Annotated in this window: 14 protein-coding genes and 1 other annotated feature; all 14 genes read right to left on the bottom strand. The window is 49.4% G+C overall.

The window, feature by feature from the left end; genetic code table 11:
- Window positions 1-12: 12 nt before the first annotated feature.
- Window positions 13-1,236 (bottom strand): tyrosine--tRNA ligase, encoded by a 1,224-nt coding sequence (tyrS, locus tag BQ7367_RS02595; protein WP_072524077.1) that lies wholly within the window; start codon window positions 1,234-1,236, stop codon window positions 13-15.
- A 235-nt stretch (window positions 1,237-1,471) separates the two neighbouring features.
- Window positions 1,472-1,716 (bottom strand) — a binding site (T-box leader).
- Between the two features lie 98 nt (window positions 1,717-1,814).
- Window positions 1,815-2,582: a copper homeostasis protein CutC gene (locus tag BQ7367_RS02600; protein WP_442855335.1), complete on the bottom strand. Its 768-nt coding sequence runs from the start codon at window positions 2,580-2,582 to the stop codon at window positions 1,815-1,817.
- Window positions 2,583-2,698: 116 nt separating this feature from the next.
- Window positions 2,699-3,430: a glucosamine-6-phosphate deaminase gene (gene nagB, locus BQ7367_RS02605; RefSeq protein ID WP_072524079.1), complete on the bottom strand. Its 732-nt coding sequence runs from the start codon at window positions 3,428-3,430 to the stop codon at window positions 2,699-2,701.
- A gap of 178 nt (window positions 3,431-3,608) precedes the next feature.
- Entirely contained in the window at window positions 3,609-4,430 is an 822-nt protein-coding gene (truA, locus tag BQ7367_RS02610) for a tRNA pseudouridine(38-40) synthase TruA (RefSeq protein ID WP_072524080.1), read from the bottom strand.
- A gap of 43 nt (window positions 4,431-4,473) precedes the next feature.
- Window positions 4,474-5,298 (bottom strand): energy-coupling factor transporter transmembrane component T family protein, encoded by an 825-nt coding sequence (locus tag BQ7367_RS02615; protein WP_072524081.1) that lies wholly within the window; start codon window positions 5,296-5,298, stop codon window positions 4,474-4,476.
- 38 nt (window positions 5,299-5,336) lie between these two features.
- Window positions 5,337-6,200: an energy-coupling factor transporter ATPase gene (locus BQ7367_RS02620; RefSeq protein ID WP_072524082.1), complete on the bottom strand. Its 864-nt coding sequence runs from the start codon at window positions 6,198-6,200 to the stop codon at window positions 5,337-5,339.
- Complete coding sequence (locus BQ7367_RS02625; RefSeq protein WP_072524083.1) at window positions 6,176-7,036, bottom strand: energy-coupling factor transporter ATPase; 861 nt, start codon at window positions 7,034-7,036, stop codon at window positions 6,176-6,178. Before BQ7367_RS02625 ends, BQ7367_RS02620 begins: the two co-directional genes overlap by 25 nt.
- A 4-nt stretch (window positions 7,037-7,040) precedes the next feature.
- On the bottom strand, window positions 7,041-8,105 hold the full coding sequence (locus tag BQ7367_RS02630; protein WP_072524084.1) for a galactose ABC transporter substrate-binding protein: 1,065 nt from the start codon (window positions 8,103-8,105) through the stop codon (window positions 7,041-7,043).
- A 48-nt stretch (window positions 8,106-8,153) separates the two neighbouring features.
- Window positions 8,154-9,125 carry a sugar ABC transporter substrate-binding protein gene (locus BQ7367_RS02635; RefSeq protein ID WP_072524085.1) on the bottom strand — a complete coding sequence of 324 codons (972 nt, stop codon included), beginning with the start codon at window positions 9,123-9,125 and terminating at the stop codon, window positions 8,154-8,156.
- The gene (locus BQ7367_RS02640) at window positions 9,122-10,981 is read right to left on the bottom strand and encodes a cache domain-containing sensor histidine kinase (RefSeq protein WP_072524086.1); all 1,860 of its coding nucleotides are present in this window, start codon (window positions 10,979-10,981) and stop codon (window positions 9,122-9,124) included. The genes BQ7367_RS02635 and BQ7367_RS02640 overlap by 4 nt, the downstream gene beginning before the upstream one ends.
- Window positions 10,971-12,581 carry a response regulator gene (locus BQ7367_RS02645; RefSeq protein WP_072524087.1) on the bottom strand — a complete coding sequence of 537 codons (1,611 nt, stop codon included), beginning with the start codon at window positions 12,579-12,581 and terminating at the stop codon, window positions 10,971-10,973. The genes BQ7367_RS02640 and BQ7367_RS02645 overlap by 11 nt, the downstream gene beginning before the upstream one ends.
- Before the next feature lie 179 nt (window positions 12,582-12,760).
- Window positions 12,761-14,422, bottom strand: coding sequence for a galactose/methyl galactoside ABC transporter permease MglC (locus tag BQ7367_RS02650; RefSeq protein WP_442855337.1), 1,662 nt, complete (start codon window positions 14,420-14,422; stop codon window positions 12,761-12,763).
- 13 nt (window positions 14,423-14,435) lie between these two features.
- Window positions 14,436-15,944, bottom strand: coding sequence for a sugar ABC transporter ATP-binding protein (locus BQ7367_RS02655; protein ID WP_072524089.1), 1,509 nt, complete (start codon window positions 15,942-15,944; stop codon window positions 14,436-14,438).
- 108 nt (window positions 15,945-16,052) lie between these two features.
- Window positions 16,053-17,336, bottom strand: coding sequence for a substrate-binding domain-containing protein (locus BQ7367_RS02660; protein WP_072524090.1), 1,284 nt, complete (start codon window positions 17,334-17,336; stop codon window positions 16,053-16,055).
- Between the last annotated feature and the right edge of the window lie 30 nt (window positions 17,337-17,366).

The following is a 17,366-nucleotide window of genomic DNA, read 5'->3' on the forward strand; positions in this document are numbered from 1 at the left end:
AACAGGACACTCTTATTTCACCACAAGCCTGTGGAAATTTTTCTTTCCTTTTTTAAGGATAAGTCCCTCGCCTCCAAAGGCTTCTTTTGAGAACTCTGCCCGGATATCTGTCACCTTTTCGCCATCCACTGCAGTCCCGCCCTGCTGCACCGCGCGTCTTGCCTCGGATTTTGACGGAACGAGTCCACTTCTTACAAGCATGGTCAGGATATCAATGCTTCCCTCTGTAAAATCAGCGTCAGTAAGCTCTGTTGTCGGCATCTCTGCCGCGTTTCCTCTGCTGAACAGGGCACGGGCGCTCTCCTGGGCCTTTTGGGCTTCCTCTTCTCCATGTACCAGCTTTGTCAGTTCAAATGCCAGGATTTCCTTTGCTGTGTTCAGCTGAGCGCCTTCCCATGAATCCATCCTGTCGATCTCTTCAAGAGGCAGGAATGTGAGCATACGGATACATTTCAGCACATCCGCGTCTGCCACGTTCCTCCAATACTGATAGAATTCGAACGGGGACGTCTTGTCGGGATCCAGCCATACTGCGCCGGACTGTGTCTTACCCATCTTCTTTCCCTCCGAATTAAGCAGAAGAGTGATGGTCATCGCCCCTGCGTCCTTGCCCAGTTTCCGGCGGATCAGTTCTGTGCCGGCCAGCATATTACTCCACTGGTCATCGCCGCCAAACTGCAGATTGCAGCCATATTTCTGGAACAGCGCGTAAAAATCATACGCCTGCATGATCATATAATTGAACTCAAGGAAACTTAAGCCCTTCTCCATCCTCTGCTTATAGCACTCTGCCGCCAGCATCCGGTTTACAGAAAAATGGGGACCCACCTCACGGAGCACGTCCACATAATTCAGGTCAAGGAGCCAGTCCGCGTTATTTACCATCAGAGCCTTTCCTTCCGAGAAGTCTATAAACTTGCTCATCTGCTTTTTAAAGCAGTCGCAATTGTGCTCGATCTGTTCCGGTGTCATCATGCTGCGCATGTCGGTCCGGCCGGACGGATCACCAATATAGCCCGTTCCTCCTCCGATCAGAGCGATCGGCTTATTGCCTGCCTCCTGCAGGCGCTTCATCAGGCACAGTGCCATAAAGTGACCCACATGGAGACTGTCCGCTGTTGGGTCAAACCCGATATAGAATACAGCCTTCCCATTGTTTACCAGATCTCTGATCTCCTCTTCGTCCGTCACCTGGGCGATCAGTCCTCTCGCCTGAAGTTCTTCGTAAATTCCCATCTTCTTTCTCTCCTTTGCTGACTCATGATTTTTTCTGAAATTCCCACGGAAATCCGGGGGACTCTGCAGTAAATCGGATAGGGGAAGATTCCTTTCCCTACCCGCTCACCGCGATACCTCGCTCATCTCGCGGCATAGCCGCTCGATGACCGTTGCCCGTCGGATACCCGCTCGTGCAAGCACGGCGGTCGCCCTCCGGGCGTATCGCACAAAAAACCGTCCTCACTGCTTGTGCAATAAGGACGGCTGCTGACCGTGGTACCACCTTTATTTACCGGATGATCTGTCTCTGCATCCGGCCTCATCTGGCACGATAACGTGTGCCGTTCCGTCACAGCCTACTTACGCCTGTCATTCTTCCGACATGTTCGGTGTGAAGCTCCGGGATGTATTCACAAAGACCGTATCATGCGCCTCTCATCAGCCGGCAGCTTTCTGTTTTTGCGGTCGCCTGCTACTTCTTCCCTTCACAGCCTGTATCATATGAAGCAATCTTAGCCCATCATCCTGCATTTGTCAAGATAGTTCCCGGTTGTTTTTCGATGGAGCCGGACTTACTTTCCAGCCCTCTTTGAATTTCACCCTTCCTGATCCTGTATCTTAAGCTCTTTTAAGATCCGGGCCGCTTTTCTCACCTGAGCCGCATCCGTCTGCCATATCTCAAACTCACTGATTCCCGGGATTCCCATAGGCACTCCATCGCGGCGAAATTCCATCCTGCTGTCCACGACTTTTTTCCCGGACATATGAAATGCTTTCACTCCTGTACAGAAAGCCAGCTTCCTGATCACATCCGGTCCGATCCCGGCTCCTGCCAGGATATTGATTCTTCCGTCTGCTCTTTTTACCAGTCCGGCAAGCAGCTCTCTGCCCTCCCAGGCACAGCTCTTCTGTCCGCTGGTCAGGATCGTATCGATCCCCAGGGAAATACACTGCTTTAGTGCTTCATAAGGATCCCTGCATACGTCAAAGGCCCGGTGCAGCGTAATCCCTGCCCCGTCCGCCACTTCGATCAGCTCTTCCATCCTCTCCATGTCCAGCGCTCCGTCCGGCCGCAGGATACCGATCACAATCCCGTCCGCTCCCAGACTCCGGAACATTTCCACCTCTTCTTTCAGTATCTTAAATTCATGCTCATCATAACAAAAGTCTCCAAACCTGGGGCGCAGCAGTACACGTACCCGCAGATCCGTATATTTCTTCACCAGCCGGAACATGGCCGCTGACGGAGAAAGCCCGCCGATCACCAGGCCGGAGCACAGTTCGATCCTGTCCGCCCCTCCCTCCTGGGCCGCTATCGCAGACTGCACACTGTCCGCACAAACCTCGAGAATATATGACATCATAACTCCTTTCAGAATTTTCTGAAAATATTGATAAAAGGGGACAGACACCTTTTAAAAAGTACCTGTCCCTTTTTGCCGCCATTATCTGAATATTCGATCAATTTATGTTCCCGCTTTTATCGTGGGATTCTGGACAGAGCCGCGCTGTCTCCCACGATCACTACATCGCTGTGCAGCTGAAGGATCGACGCGGGCACCTCGGGTGTCACCGGTCCGAAAAATGCTTTTGCGACGATATCTGCCTTTGCCTCTCCATTTACGATGAGAAGTATCTTCCTGGCCTTCATGATCGTTCCGATCCCCATGGTATAGGCCTGCCTCGGTACGTCATCCGCAGAGGCGAAAAACCTTTTATTGGCCTCGATCGTGCTTTCAGTCAGATCAACGCAGTGGGTCGTCTGCGCAAAAGAGCTGTCAGGCTCATTGAATCCGATATGGCCGTTGTGTCCCAGGCCGAGCAGCTGAATATCTACCCCACCCAGATCCTGGATCAGCTTTTCATATCTCTCACATTCTTTGTCGGCATCCGGCTGTGTCCCATCCGGAACATTTGTGTTCTCCGGCCTGATATTGATACGGTCGAAGAGATGCTCATGCATAAAATAATAATAGCTCTGGTCATTATCCCTGGTAAGTCCCCTGTATTCGTCCAGATTGACTGTCTTAACTTCCGTAAAATCAAGATCTCCCTTCTCGTACCGTTCAACAAGCCGGTCATATGTACCGATGGGAGTGGATCCCGTAGCCAGCCCCAGCACGCAGTCCGGTTTCAGGATTACCTGTGCTGAAAGGATATTCGCCGCTTTTCTGCTCATCTCCTCGTAATCTTTTGCTTCGTAGATCTTCATATTCTGTTTCCTCCTACAACAATATATATTTGATATATATTTCACCGGAACCGTACAAAAAACCAGATTCCCGAATCATAAAGCAGGACCTTATAATCTGAAAATCTGGTTCTCCTTCCCCGATCACCTTCCCGGTGATATTGCTTAAGAATTATACTATCAACCAAACTGTAAAATGTCAAGAAAAACGAGGATTCCTGCCAGTGTACTTGGAATCGGTCCAGTGCTCTATACCTCCGCATTCTTTTCCTTCGCCATCGAGTGTGGGAAATTCAATCCCCATCAGCGTCAGCCCCCACGGAGGCGCGGTAGCGCCGGCTTTTTCCCGTTCTTTTGCCTCCAGTATCTCTTTAACATTTTCCGGCTTGCGCAGCCCTCTGCCCACCTCTGTCAGCGTTCCGGCCATGATCCGCACCATGTTGTAAAGAAATCCGCTTCCCCGTACCAGGATTGTAATCAGCTCCCCGTTTCTCCTTACATCCAGATCATAGATGGTCCGGACAGTATCGGTTACTTCTGTATGGACACTGCAAAAACTCCTGAAATCATGCTCTCCCGTGAGATACTGTGCCGCCTGCCGCATACGTTCCACATCCAGCGGATATGACACATGCCATGAAGTCCTCCGCATAAGAGGATTTGGCATCTCCCGGTTCAGGATAAGATACCGGTAGGTCTTCACGGAACTGCAGCGTCTCGGATGCCATCCCAAAGGGACTTCTTCTGAACGGACTGCCACAACATCCGCCGGCAGTTCTCTGTTCAACGCATAGGCGATCCGCTCCGGAGGAATTGTAGTATCTGTGTCAAACACCGCTGTATTCCCCAGAGCATGCACACCCGCGTCTGTCCGGCTGGCGCCGACCACTTTCACCGGCTCACCGGTGAGCCTGAACAGAGCTTTATTCAGCACCTCTTCGATTGTAATCCCGTTGGGCTGGATCTGCCAGCCACAGTAATCCGTTCCATCATATGCAACAGTCAGTCTGATTCTTCTCATTTTACCCGCATTTCTTCCGATCTTCCGGAATAATTGAATGTATTTAAAAGATCCACAGTTTAAAAGGCACAAACCTTCCCACTGCAAATATAATCACAACATACAGCAGAGTCAGCGCGTATGCCAGTCTGTCCCGCCCTTTATACCGCAGAGGTTTCATCTTGGTCCTGCCGTCGCCCCCATGATAGCATCTGGCCTCCATCGCCATGGCAAGATCATTTGCCCGGCGGAACGCGGAGACAAACAGCGGCACCAGGATAGGCAGCATGGCCTTTGCTCTCTGGATAAGATTTCCGCTCTCAAAATCAGCTCCTCTGGCCATCTGCGCCTTCATAATCTTATCCGTCTCTTCCAGCAGGATCGGTATGAATCTGAGCGCGATAGACATGATCATAGCCACTTCATGGACCGGTACATGGATCCGGTTGAGAGGATGAAGAAGCTTCTCCAATCCATCTGTCAGAGCATTTGGCGAAGTGGTAAAAGTCATGATCGATGAGCCGGCTACCAGATACATCAGGCGCACTGCCATAAATACCGATGTTCTCAGGCCGTTCTCCGTGATCGTAAATATCCAGAAATGGGCCAGTGTCTCTCCGCCCCTGGTAAGAAACAGGTTCATTACTACTGTAAACAGCAGAAGAATTACTATAGGCTTTAAGCCCTTCACTATATATCTGAGCGGTACTCTGGACAGGCAGATCACCGCCGCGAGAAAAACTGTGGCGATCACATATCCCGGCAGGCTGTTCTGGATAAATAAAGATACAAGAAACAGCAGGGTGCAGACGATCTTCACTCTGGGATCCAGCCTGTGTATCCGGCTCTCGACCGGATAATACTGCCCGATCGTTATATCTCTGATCATAATAATCTCCTCATCATCTGGTCAATCTCCTCACAGCTCTATTCCCCTCTTCTTGATCCCGACAGGCTTCGCATGATCTCATCGGCCGCCTCCCCAATGGTCGTCACATCCGGTGATACCGCGAATCCTCGTTCCCGCAGATCGTGCATTACATAAGTGACCTGAGGTGCCGCCAGGCCTACCCGTTCCAGCTCTCTGTAGTGTCCAAACACTTCCCCCGGAGCCCCGTCCAGCATCTTCTCTCCCCGGTTCATCACGAGAATACGGTCCACATATCTGGCTACATCTTCCATGCTGTGAGACACAAGGATGACCGTCATTTCCGTCTCTTTGTGCAGCCTGTCTACCTGATCCAGTATCTCATCTCTCCCTTTCGGGTCAAGCCCGGCGGTAGGTTCGTCAAGAATAAGCACTTTGGGCTTCATCGCAAGAACTCCTGCAATGGCGGCACGGCGCTTCTGACCGCCTGACAGCTCAAAAGGCGACTGCCTGTAATATTTCTCCGGCAGTCCCACCAGTTCCAGCGCCCACTTCGCGTTCGCTTCACATTCTTCCTTAGACAGCCCCTGATTTTTTGGCCCGAAACAGACATCGCTCAGCACATCCACCTCAAAAAGCTGGTATTCCGGATACTGGAACACAAGCCCAACCTGACTCCTGAGCTTTTTCATATCATACCCGTCCGCGTAAATATCCTGTCCTTCATACAGGATCTTTCCGGATGTCGCCCTGACCAGGCCGTTAAGATGCTGGATCAATGTAGATTTCCCGGAACCGGTATGTCCGATGATGCCCACGAACTGGCCCTGCGGTATCTCAAAAGTTACGTCTTTAAGCGCCTGTTTCTCGTATGCCGTCCCCGGGCTGTATATATAATTTACATGTTCCGCTGCAATCGACATAATGCCTCCACCAATTCTTCTCTTCTAAGGATTCCCCTGGGGAGATCCAGCCCTCGTTTTCTGAGTTCTTCCGCCAGCAGTGTCACCTGGGGCACACTCATCCTGTACTTCTTCAGCTCATCTACTCTGCTGAAAATTTCCCTCGGTGTCCCGTGGATCACGATATGGCCGCTGTCCATAACAAAGACCTGATCCGCGTTGATCACCTCTTCCATATAATGCGTGATCAGGATCACTGTAACCTGCTTGTCCTTCCTCAGTTTCTCTACCGCCCGGATCACTTCCCTGCGTCCGCTGGGGTCCAGCATGGCGGTGGGCTCGTCCAGCACAATACACTTTGGTTCCATTGCGATCACACCGGCAATCGCCACGCGCTGCTTCTGGCCACCGGACAGTTTATTGGGCGATGCCTTTCTGTATTCCAGCATCCCCACAGAACTGAGACTGTCCTCCACCCGTTTCCATATCTCATCAGTGGGAACTCCCAGGTTCTCCGGTCCAAAACCCACATCCTCTTCCACTACAGTCCCGATGATCTGGTTGTCCGGATTCTGAAATACCATTCCGGCTGTCTGTCTTATATCCCACAGCTCCCCGGGATCCTTTGTGTTGTGCCCGTCCACCCAGATAGTCCCTCCCACGGGTACAAGGATGGCGTTCATATGCTTGGCAAGTGTAGATTTCCCGGATCCGTTATGTCCCAGCACAGCAACAAAGGAGCCCTGCGGCACGTCAATATCCACACCGTCAATGGCGCGGTTTCTTCCGATCACATTGCCTTCTTCATCCCGTTTATCATATTCATATACAAGCTTTTCGGCATGTATCATTTCCATTTGATCAACTGACCTCCATAGTAGAGTCTTCCGCATTATCTTTCAGATAATCCCCGACATTTTCCTGCGTGATCTTGGAATAAGGAAGGTAGACATATTTCCCGTTTTTAAAATCAATATCTTCCATCCCCTTCCCGGTGATTATGGCCACTGCCAGTTTTGCCATCGCTTCTGCCTGTCCCTCTTTGTCATTGTATACTGTTCCCCACATATCGGAACTGACCACCGCCTGGAGTCCCACATCTGTGCCGTCGATCCCCAGTACAAGGGGCAGCGCATTTTCCGTATAATTTGCCTTCTTATACGCGTCAATAGCTCCCAGAGCCATATCATCATTGTTTGCCAGGACAAGCTCGATCTGATCATGATACTGACTGAGCAGCTGTTCCATCCGATTCTGGGCCTGCGCGCGGTTCCAGTTAGCGATCTGATAACTCAGCTTTTCCAGTTCAATGCTATTGTCTCTCAGTGTCTCCACCGCATTTTCCGTCCGAATGATCGCGTCCTGATGGCCTGCCTCACCTTCCAGCACAACATACTGGATTTTTCCGTCATTATTTCGGTCGATCCTGTCATTTGATTTAATGGCCTCTGCTGCCAGCTCGCCCTGCATGATTCCCGACTGCTGCGCGTCCGCTCCCACATAATAAAGCTTCTCCCACTGCATCAGGTCTTCTGCCACCGGCTCTCTGTTAAAAAAGATGATGGGGACATCATTCTCCCGCGCCAGATCTATGATTTCCGACGGATCCGCCCGGTCTACCAGATTGACACAAAGAACATCACATCCCGCGTCAATCAGCTCTTTCACCTGATCATCCTGCGTCCTCTGGGAGCCTCCCGCGTCCCTTATCGTTACTGTGATCTCCAGATTTCCTTCTTCCAGAGCCGTCAGCTGTTTCCGAAAGCTGTCCAGCAATCCGTTTAAGAATGTATCGCTCTGGTTATAATAGGTAACTCCCACATGGATCTTTTCTGTTCTGGATGGCTCCTGCCTTGCGCAGGAACACAAAAACGGGATACCCATGCACACCACCAGCGCTGCTGCCAAAATTTTTCTTATCTTCATCCCATAACACCTCCGGTTTCCTTTTCCGGCCCATTCAGCAAATTTGCATTACTGACTCATCGTAAAAATAATCTCCTGATTCTCCTGGGTGAACAGCTCATCCCTTCGGATAACCGTATGGGAGATTGTTCTGTCCCGCATGCCATGCAGATAACTTCTGAGATTCTCTGATATTTCCGTCAGACTCTCATATCCCACATTAAATTCATCCGGTACGACAAGACATTCTGCAATGCCTGTGTCCAGATAGTATACTGCCTCCGTGGAATGACCGATCCCATACACCAGCGCTCCGTGCAGCCTGTTGGACGCGGAACATGCTCCTGCCGCCTTAAGACTGGCGTCATCCAGAGCCATAACACAGTCAACGGAAGGCAAGGTCTCTATGGAAGTCGCAGCCTCCCCTGAAAAATTTCCGGCCACTGACCAGGAAACCACCGCTCCTTCTGCTTCCGCCACATCCCGGAATCCTCGCTCCCGCTCCAGTATCGCCTGAGAATCTGTGGTCTCTGAAAGGATCCCAAGTATTCTTCCCTTTATATTACCGTCATAATCTTTCAGGAGCTCTTCTGCCAGAGCAGTGCCCATGGCATAATTGTCCGGCGCCACTACCGGAAGCCCGGAGCTGCTGTCTTCGGTAGCGGCATATCCTACGAGGACTACCGGCGTCTTTTTCTCGATCTCCTGCAGCATCTCCTGTGATTCCATTCCCGGGACCGGCTGTACAATGACTGCGTCAGCTCCGTTATCGACCTCACTTTCGATCAGTTCTTTTTCTTCTTCCATTGTCATCTCAGATCCGGTACTGACTACAAACATCTCAACTCCCTGGTCTTCCGCTGCCATCCTCAGGCCGTACTTAAAGGCCGACCACTGAGAATCATCAGAATTCCTGACAATAACAGAAATCTTTTCCATGTCTCTGCCCCTTCTCTCCCAGAGCATGGCGATCGCCACCACAAGGACCATTACTGCCAGGACTGCCTCTATGAGAATAAACATTTTTCTGCCGTTTTTCATTTCTGTGTCTCCTGTATTCCCTTATCTCCCATCTCTTCTTTACTCAGGATATGCCCCTGTTCCAGGACCTTTCTGTTTTCCTCCGTATAGGGGATCGCAGGAAGGCGGATAGAGACAGTGGTTCCTTCATCTGGCTCACTTTCCACCACAAGTCCATATTCCTTTCCGAAGAGGATCTGGATCCGATTATTTACATTGATAAGCCCTACTCCGGATCCATGCTTGTGGATTCGGTTACTGTCTGTCAGAACAAGGCTGACCTCCTCCTCTGACATGCCGATTCCATTATCCGCCACTGAGAGGATCACCGTCCCCTCTTCCTCTCTTCCTGTCACCCGGATCTCCCCGCTGTCATCCATTCCTTCCACTCCATAATTGATCGCATTCTCCAGCAAAGGCTGAAGGATCAGCTTAACAGTACAGCAGGAACAGATGGCAGGATCCACGTCAAATACTACCGAAAAAGTATTTTTATATCGGATCTTCTGTATATTCATATAGCTCTGGGCATGCTGCAGCTCATCCTTGATACTGATGATCGTACGGCCCTTTGAAAGACTGATCCGGAAAAGTTTCGCCAGCTGAGAAATCATAAATACCGCTTCGTCATTGCGCTCTCCCTCCACCATCCATGTGATAGACTCAAGCGCGTTATAAAGAAAGTGAGGATTGATCTGGCTCTGCAGCGCGTCAAACTCGCTTTTTCTCCTCTCATTCTGCTCCAGAACAATTTTTTTCATCAGTGTATCGATCTGCGCATACGAATTCTGTATAGAATAGCCCAGATGCCGGATTTCTGTAGATCCGCCGATATAAATCTCCGGCTTTTCTCCCGCCTCATATTCCATGACAGAATCATTCAGCTTCCGGATCGGACTGGAGATCCTGTCAGACACAACCCGGTTGATAATGACAAGCATCATCAGCATCAGCAGGATCAGCAGAATGATAAAATACCGTATATTGATCGTCCCGGCCACAAAAGTATCATTCGGGATCACACCAATCAATTTCCATCCTGTATAACTGATCGTATTAACCAGTACTTTCCGCTGATCCCCTTCAAATTTTACATCATAAACGCCATCCTTATACTTTGCCACCGTCTCACTGTCTTCATTAATGATGCCGTCGCTGATCTGGATCTGGCGTGGATGATAGATGATCTCCCCGCTGCTGTCACAAAGATAATAATACTGGCCGGTATTGGATGTATTGATCTGATTCATCATCCGCGAGATGGCAGAATAATCCATATCAACAAGAAGGACCCCCGGCTGGGAGACCCCGCCGTCCGTCAGTTCCACCACCCGGCTTAGTGAGATTACCCAGTAATAATTCCGGGTGCCATCGTCAAACAGATTCTGGATATGAGGCGTAGAGAAATGCATATTCTCCATTTCTTCCACCGCCTGCTCAAACCAGTCCTGCCGCGTCACATCAGGGTCCTCTTTCTGCGCAGCCACAGGCTCCGCCACGATCAGACTCCCGTAGTTATTATAAAGGGCAATGCTCTGAAGATTGTCTCTGTTCGCCTCATACAGAAGGTTCAGCCTGGTCTGGATATCCTGAGCCTGAGCAGAAAAATCATTCTCTTTTATGACATTATAATACGCGGCGTCTGATATCTGCCGCATACTGACCAGGTAATCTTCCAGATTTTCCCCGGTCTGCTCCATCAGTTTCTGAGTGCTCTGAACCGTCTCCTCCTTCCATATGGTGGAGAATCTCATATACAGCACAACTCCCAGAATCAGCATGATGGAGATCGATATCACGGAAAACGCCGCCATGATGGTCGTCTGAATCCCTCTGGGCTGAAGTTTTTTCAAATGCCTGAAATACTTATCCTTCACTCTCTGTATGCTCCGCTCTGTATTTTGATGGTGACACGCCAAATTTCCTCTTAAATACATAACTGAAATAATTGGGGTCCGCATAGCCGACCTGTTTTGCTATGATATAATTCTTCTCATTTGTCTCCAGCAGAAGCCGTGATGCCTGTTCCATCCGGTAGTCTGTCAGATATCCGATAAAAGAGTTTCCCGTCTCCTTCTTAAAAATAGTCGAAAAATAAGAATTAGACACATTTAAAGCCTGGCAGACACGATCCAGTGACAGCGACTCATCCGCATAATTCGTGTGTACATATTCCTGTGCCTTAAATACAAAGGACTTCGTCGATCTGCTCCTGGCATTGATCAGGCTTTCCCGGAAAGAAAGGCAGATCTCATAAAGCCATTTCCTGAGCGCCTCCGGTTCCAGATCCAGAAGACTGCTGTACAGATGCTTCATGTCCCCTGAAAAATCTTCCTCCGCGATGTCATTATTGGCGGCGAACCTGTACAGCTCTCCTGCCAGCTCGATCACCGCGATATGATGGTACTGCAGAGATTTCATCGGGAAGATCGTGCGCTCCATGTATCGGTCTACCGCGCCGGTGACATCTTCCTCTGATCCAAGCCGGACTGCCTTGAACAGCGCCGCCAGCTCCTCGTCCGCGGCATCATCCGCCTCTCCTTTTTCCTGGGGGGCGATCTCCTTTATATTCACAGCCCTTGACGCTCCGTATATGACCCGGTAGGACACGGCCTCACGGGCAGTACTGTAGGACTGGGACAGCTCCAGGACACTGGAACATACCTGACCGACACCTACAGTGACCACAGCGCCAATAATTTTCTGAGCGTACTTGCAGAAACGGTCACATTCATCCGTCAGCTCTGACACTTCATTTTCGCTCCTGAGCTGGGCGATCATCACCGTATTCCCCAGATAGGAAAAGCTCTTCGCGCTCCATCTCTTTTCCAGCCGTTCCTCCGCCTGCTTCCGTACGGAAGTCGACAGCAGGAGCGGATTCATATCCCCCGGTACCTGAGCGGAAGACGTATGGATGACCAGGCAGCAAAAATAAGGTCCCGGAAGAGATATCTGATAATCGGACAGATATTTTTCAAGCTCATTTTCATGGATCCTTCCCTCGATCAGCGTAGAATAAAAGTTTGCCTGCAGCAGCGGCAGAGACTCCAGATAATACTTCTGGAGCGTCTGCGCGTTTCTCTTTTCACTGATCTCCTGGTCCAGCTTGATCTTAAGTGATGTAAATACATTCATCAGCTCTACAGAATTGACCGGTTTTAATATATATTCCTCGACCTCCAGATGGATCGCTTCTTTCGCGTATTCAAACTCATCGAATCCGGTAAAAAGCAGGAGCTTAGTAGCCGGATACTCCGTCTTGATCCGATTGGCAAGCTCCAGCCCGTCCATGTATGGCATCTTGATATCCGTCATGACCACATCCGGCTGAAACTCCTCTACCATCTCAAGGGCTTTTACCCCATTGTTGGCATACCCGATGACAGAAAAGCCAAGTCCCTCCCAATTGATCTTCTTCATGATGACGCGGATCACTTCCTCCTCGTCATCCACCAAAAGTACTGTATATGTATCCATGTTCTCTTCTCCGTATCATTCTGTCCCTATTTTCGTCCGTTTCGTATCATTATACCAAATACGCAGAAAACTGTAAACGTGAAAAGAGCCAGATCAAAGTCTGACTCTTTTCCCTCTCATTCTTTATACTGGAATATAATAACCTTAGCGTCGCATTTAAAAAATCTGTATCTCCCTGATCATTTCTTCTGAACATATTTCAGGCAGTCGAGCGTTACCGCTACGAGGATGATGATACCTGAGAATACGAACTGAAGGTTTGTGTCGATACCAAGGATCGTCAGGGAATATGTAAGTGCTGTAAAGATACATACACCAACTACCACGCCTGAGATCTTACCGATACCACCGGTAAAGGATACACCACCAACAACGCAGGCAGCGATGGCATCCATCTCCCAGCCCTGTCCATAAGCGGCAGAACCGGAACCTACCATTCTCAGACATTCAAGCCATGAACCGAATCCGTAAAGGATACCAGCCAGAACGAAAGCTCCAACTGTCACGGCAAATACAGAGATACCAGAAACTGAAGCCGCCTCAGCGTTTCCGCCGACAGCGTACAGATTCTTACCAAATGTTGTCTTGTTCCAGATGAACCATACGATCACGATAGCAGCGACCGCCCAAAGGATGATCGTCGGGAATGTCCCTACTTTCGGGATGATCATGTTCGGGATCGTAGGCTCGATCGCTCCGAAGGACACACCCTTCGTCGCGTATGTAATAAGACCAAAGATCACAAGCATGTTCGCCATCGTTGAAATGAACGGATGCATCTTAAACTTAGCGGTAAAGAAACCGGCAATCGTCGTAAAGAATGTACAAAGTACAACACACATCACAAGCGCCAGGATGACTCTCGCGATGATCGGCATTGACGTAAAGTCAAAGATATGCCCGAACACACCGCCTGTATTGATCCCCTGATGCATGATGATCGTAGCAGTCGTCATGCCCATACCGACCATACGTCCGATAGACAGGTCTGTACCTGCAAGCAGGATCAGCGCGGCAACACCCAGCGCAAGGAACATTCTCGGGGAAGCCTGCTGAAGGATATTCAGGATATTGTTATATGTAAGCAGCGGTGATCCCTTTACGATCGGTGTAATGATACACAGAGCGATAAAGATCAGGATGATCGCGATATACAGACCATTGCGCAGAAGGAATGATCTGCGGTTGAATGTATATTTGTAGTTCTCCCATTTCTGTGATCTTGTCTCCATGAATGTAAACTTTGACATCCTGAGCAGATCAATCAGATGATACTTCCATGTGAAAGCCGCATGCTGTCTGTCTTTTGCGGCCTGGAAATCTTTCTGAAGATCCAGCTTCGCGTCAAACAGCCGGTTTTTATACACGTATTTCTCGTCTTTGATCTCCTGCTGGTCCGTGAGCTTTGACATATTCTGCTGATGCTCTTTTTCCAGTTCGGCGATCTTTTTCTGATACTTTTCTTTCGCGGCCACTTTTTCCTGCGCGCAGCTTTCTTTCACTTTTGAATAATATTCACTGTCAAAGTGCTCTTTCAGGTAAGCCTCCGCTTCAGAGATCAGCTTCGCGATCTCTCCTTTATTCTGCGCTTCAACGGCCTTAGCTTTCTCCATTTCGCTTTTGGCCTGTGCTATTCTGTTTTCTCTTTCTCCGGATGTAAGACTCTTGTCCTTCTTCGTTGTGTCGATAACACTCTGAAGAGAGACAACTTTATCCGTGCCATCTACTCTCAGGCTGTCGATCTTTGCCTGAATTTTACCGATATGATCCTCGATCGGCCTGCGGAGCTCCATCTCCTGCTCTGCCGTAAGGATCTTACTATTTCCATTCGCCATATCCATCAATCTCCCTCAACTATAGGTACTTCGCACTGAGTCTCAAAAGTTCTTCCTGGTTTGTCTCTTTTGTATTGACAATTCCAGAAAGATGTCCGTTAGACATAACACCAATGCGGTTGGTTATTCCCAGAATCTCCGGCATCTCAGAGGAGACAACGATGATCGTCTTGCCCTGTTTTGCCATGTTAATGATCAACTCATATATTTCATATTTTGCCCCGACATCGATTCCCCTTGTAGGTTCGTCCATGAGGAAGACCTGTGGGCTGCGCTCAAGCCATTTTCCGAAGATGACCTTCTGCTGGTTACCGCCGGAAAGACTCGAGATCATATCGTCCGGACCCATACATTTTGTATGCATGATCTTAATCTCTTTTGATGTTGCCTTTACCATCTTTGAATCAGAAAGCGCAGGTCCGGATTTGTACTGGCTCAGATTCGCGATAGTGGTATTGAATGTAAGGTCGCCCTTCAGGAAAAGGCCGTTTGCCTTACGTTCCTCCGTGATCATGGCAAACCCATGATCCATGGCCTCTCTGGCACTGTTGAAATTCATGAGACGCTTGTTCAGGTAGACACGTCCGGCTGCTCTGGTCCTGACCCCGAAAATGGTCTCCAGCAGTTCGGTACGCCCGGCTCCCACCAGGCCGTACAGGCCGAAAATTTCTCCTTCTTTTACGTCAAATGTAATATCCTGCAGATGAGGCTCAAACTTTGTGGACAGATGCTGGATAGACAGGATCACGTCTCCGGGCGTATTATCCACAGGCGGGAACCGGTTCTCAAGAGACCGGCCGACCATCGCCGCGATCAGCTCGTTCATATCTGTATCCTGGATATCCTTTGTCATGACAAGGTTACCATCACGCAGTACGGATACTTCATCACAGATCGTAAAGATCTCATCCATCTTATGAGAGATGTAGATCAGGGAGATCCCCTGTGCTTTCAGCATGTTCATCATCTCAAAGAGCTTGTCAACTTCCTGTACAGTCAGTGAGGAGGTTGGCTCATCAAGAACGATCACTTTTGAATTATAGGAAATTGCCTTGGCGATCTCACACATCTGCCTCTGTGACACAGACATGTTCCGCATCGGCTGAGTCAGGTTGACTGTCATACCCAGCTTTCTGAAAAGCTCGGAAGCTTCCTTTTTCATTCTTCCTTCATCAACCACACCCAGAGAATTCACCGGATACCGTCCAAGGAATAAATTGTCCATTACATTTCTTTCCAGACACTGGTTCAGCTCCTGATGCACCATGGCGATCCCGTTTTCAAGAGCGTCCTTGGGGCCTGAAAAGCTAACTTCCTTGCCATCAAGGAAGATTGTTCCCTCGTCTTTCTGATAAGTACCGAACAGGCACTTCATCATCGTCGACTTTCCGGCGCCGTTTTCACCCATCAGGCCCATAACAGTGCCGCGCTTCACATCCAGATTGATGTGATCCAGCACCCGGTTACGCCCGAAGGACTTACTCATGCCGCGTATCGATAAGACGATATCATCTTTCTTATCTGCCATTGTTTTTACTCCTGTATGCTTAGATTGATAATTTCCATTTTACAGAACCGGGTAATAGGGAGAATTTCTTCTCCCTATTACTCCGCTCCTCATTATTTCAATAACGTATTACTGACTAAGTATGGATGTGTAAGAAGCCGCGTTGTCCGTCTTCACCATGTTGATCGCAAATGCGTCATACTGGCTCGGGTTTCCAAGACGGTTTGTGATGTTGGACTCTGTCTGTCCGTCACCGCCGATGTACTCAACATCAAGGTTAAGAAGATCATCGTAGTTCTCAAGCAGCGGCTGATATGTTGAGCTTAAGAAGTTATCAGAAGCATTGTAGATATTCAGCCAAACTGATTTAACCGGTGATGTGCTCTCATCCAGCTGATTTGATACAGGCTCATAAACCTTTGTGGAGTCTGTGAAATCCTGATAGTTGTCAGCTGTAACGGCAACATTCAGTGCGTAGTAGGAACGCTCATCTGCGTTGTATACATATACATCATCGCTCAGCACGTTTCCTTCCTCGTCCTCTGTACCGATACCTGTGTCAATATCTACACCGTCCAGAGCGTTACGCAGAACACGAAGTGTCAGGTAAGCCTGTACGTCTGCATGCTGGCTGATCGTTCCGCCGTATCCCTCTGCGATAGCAGCAACCGCGTCAGCGTTTGCGTCATATCCGAATGTCGGAACGCCCTCGTCCTTTGACCAAGCGTTGAACATTGACATTCCCATACCATCGTTGTTAGATACAACAACATCGATCTGATCGCCGAAAGAAGAAGACCATGTTCCGATCGCGTTACCTGCTGTAGCTGCATCCCATGTAGCTCCTGCAGAGTTCTTCATCTCCTGTGAAGCAAGCTCGCGAACTGTGTATGTTGTTCCGTTGATATCAAGTGTTCCATCCTGTACAGCAGTTGCGGATCCGTCTGTGTTTGTTCCGATCGGATCACTGTTGACAGCGCCGTCAGCTTCAACAGCTGTGCCAAGTGCTGAACGAACGCCTCTTGTACGTGCGATAGAATCGTTATGTCCGATATCACCGATTGCCAGAACATATCCGATCACGCCGTCGCCGTTGCGGTCGATCGTGTCAATATTTGCTTCGATGTAATCCTTAACCATCGTTCCCTGGAGCTCAGCACCCTGATTTGCGTCGAATCCTACATAATATGTATCATCGTTGAAGCTCAGAGCTGTCATATCAAGCTCTCCGGTGGAGCTGTTGGATGGCTGACGGTTGAACCATACAAGCGGTTTGTCTTTGTTAGCAACTTCTCCGCCGCTTTCGCTTCCGGACTCAGAGCTGCTGCTGCTGTCATCTGATCCGCCGCCGCATGCAGTAAGTGAAAATACCATTACTGCAGCCATTGCCAGTAAAGCAAATTTTTTCTTCATATTACATTGTTCCTCCTTTTTCCGGCACGT

Origin of the sequence: Clostridium sp. Marseille-P3244 (genome assembly GCF_900120155.1) — a bacterium.
Lineage (GTDB): Bacteria > Bacillota > Clostridia > Lachnospirales > Lachnospiraceae > Mediterraneibacter.

Bases quoted from the DNA above. Each gene is read 5' to 3' on its own strand.
- tyrS (WP_072524077.1), bottom strand. From the start codon at position 1,236: ATGGGAATTTACGAAGAACTTCAGGCGAGAGGACTGATCGCCCAGGTG.
- BQ7367_RS02600 (WP_442855335.1), bottom strand. From the start codon at position 2,582: ATGATGTCATATATTCTCGAGGTTTGTGCGGACAGTGTGCAGTCTGCG.
- nagB (WP_072524079.1), bottom strand. From the start codon at position 3,430: ATGAAGATCTACGAAGCAAAAGATTACGAGGAGATGAGCAGAAAAGCG.
- truA (WP_072524080.1), bottom strand. From the start codon at position 4,430: ATGAGAAGAATCAGACTGACTGTTGCATATGATGGAACGGATTACTGT.
- BQ7367_RS02615 (WP_072524081.1), bottom strand. From the start codon at position 5,298: ATGATCAGAGATATAACGATCGGGCAGTATTATCCGGTCGAGAGCCGG.
- BQ7367_RS02620 (WP_072524082.1), bottom strand. From the start codon at position 6,200: ATGTCGATTGCAGCGGAACATGTAAATTATATATACAGCCCGGGGACG.
- BQ7367_RS02625 (WP_072524083.1), bottom strand. From the start codon at position 7,036: ATGGAAATGATACATGCCGAAAAGCTTGTATATGAATATGATAAACGG.
- BQ7367_RS02630 (WP_072524084.1), bottom strand. From the start codon at position 8,105: ATGAAGATAAGAAAAATTTTGGCAGCAGCGCTGGTGGTGTGCATGGGT.
- BQ7367_RS02635 (WP_072524085.1), bottom strand. From the start codon at position 9,125: ATGAAAAACGGCAGAAAAATGTTTATTCTCATAGAGGCAGTCCTGGCA.
- BQ7367_RS02645 (WP_072524087.1), bottom strand. From the start codon at position 12,581: ATGGATACATATACAGTACTTTTGGTGGATGACGAGGAGGAAGTGATC.
- BQ7367_RS02650 (WP_442855337.1), bottom strand. From the start codon at position 14,422: ATGGATATGGCGAATGGAAATAGTAAGATCCTTACGGCAGAGCAGGAG.
- BQ7367_RS02655 (WP_072524089.1), bottom strand. From the start codon at position 15,944: ATGGCAGATAAGAAAGATGATATCGTCTTATCGATACGCGGCATGAGT.
- BQ7367_RS02660 (WP_072524090.1), bottom strand. From the start codon at position 17,336: ATGAAGAAAAAATTTGCTTTACTGGCAATGGCTGCAGTAATGGTATTT.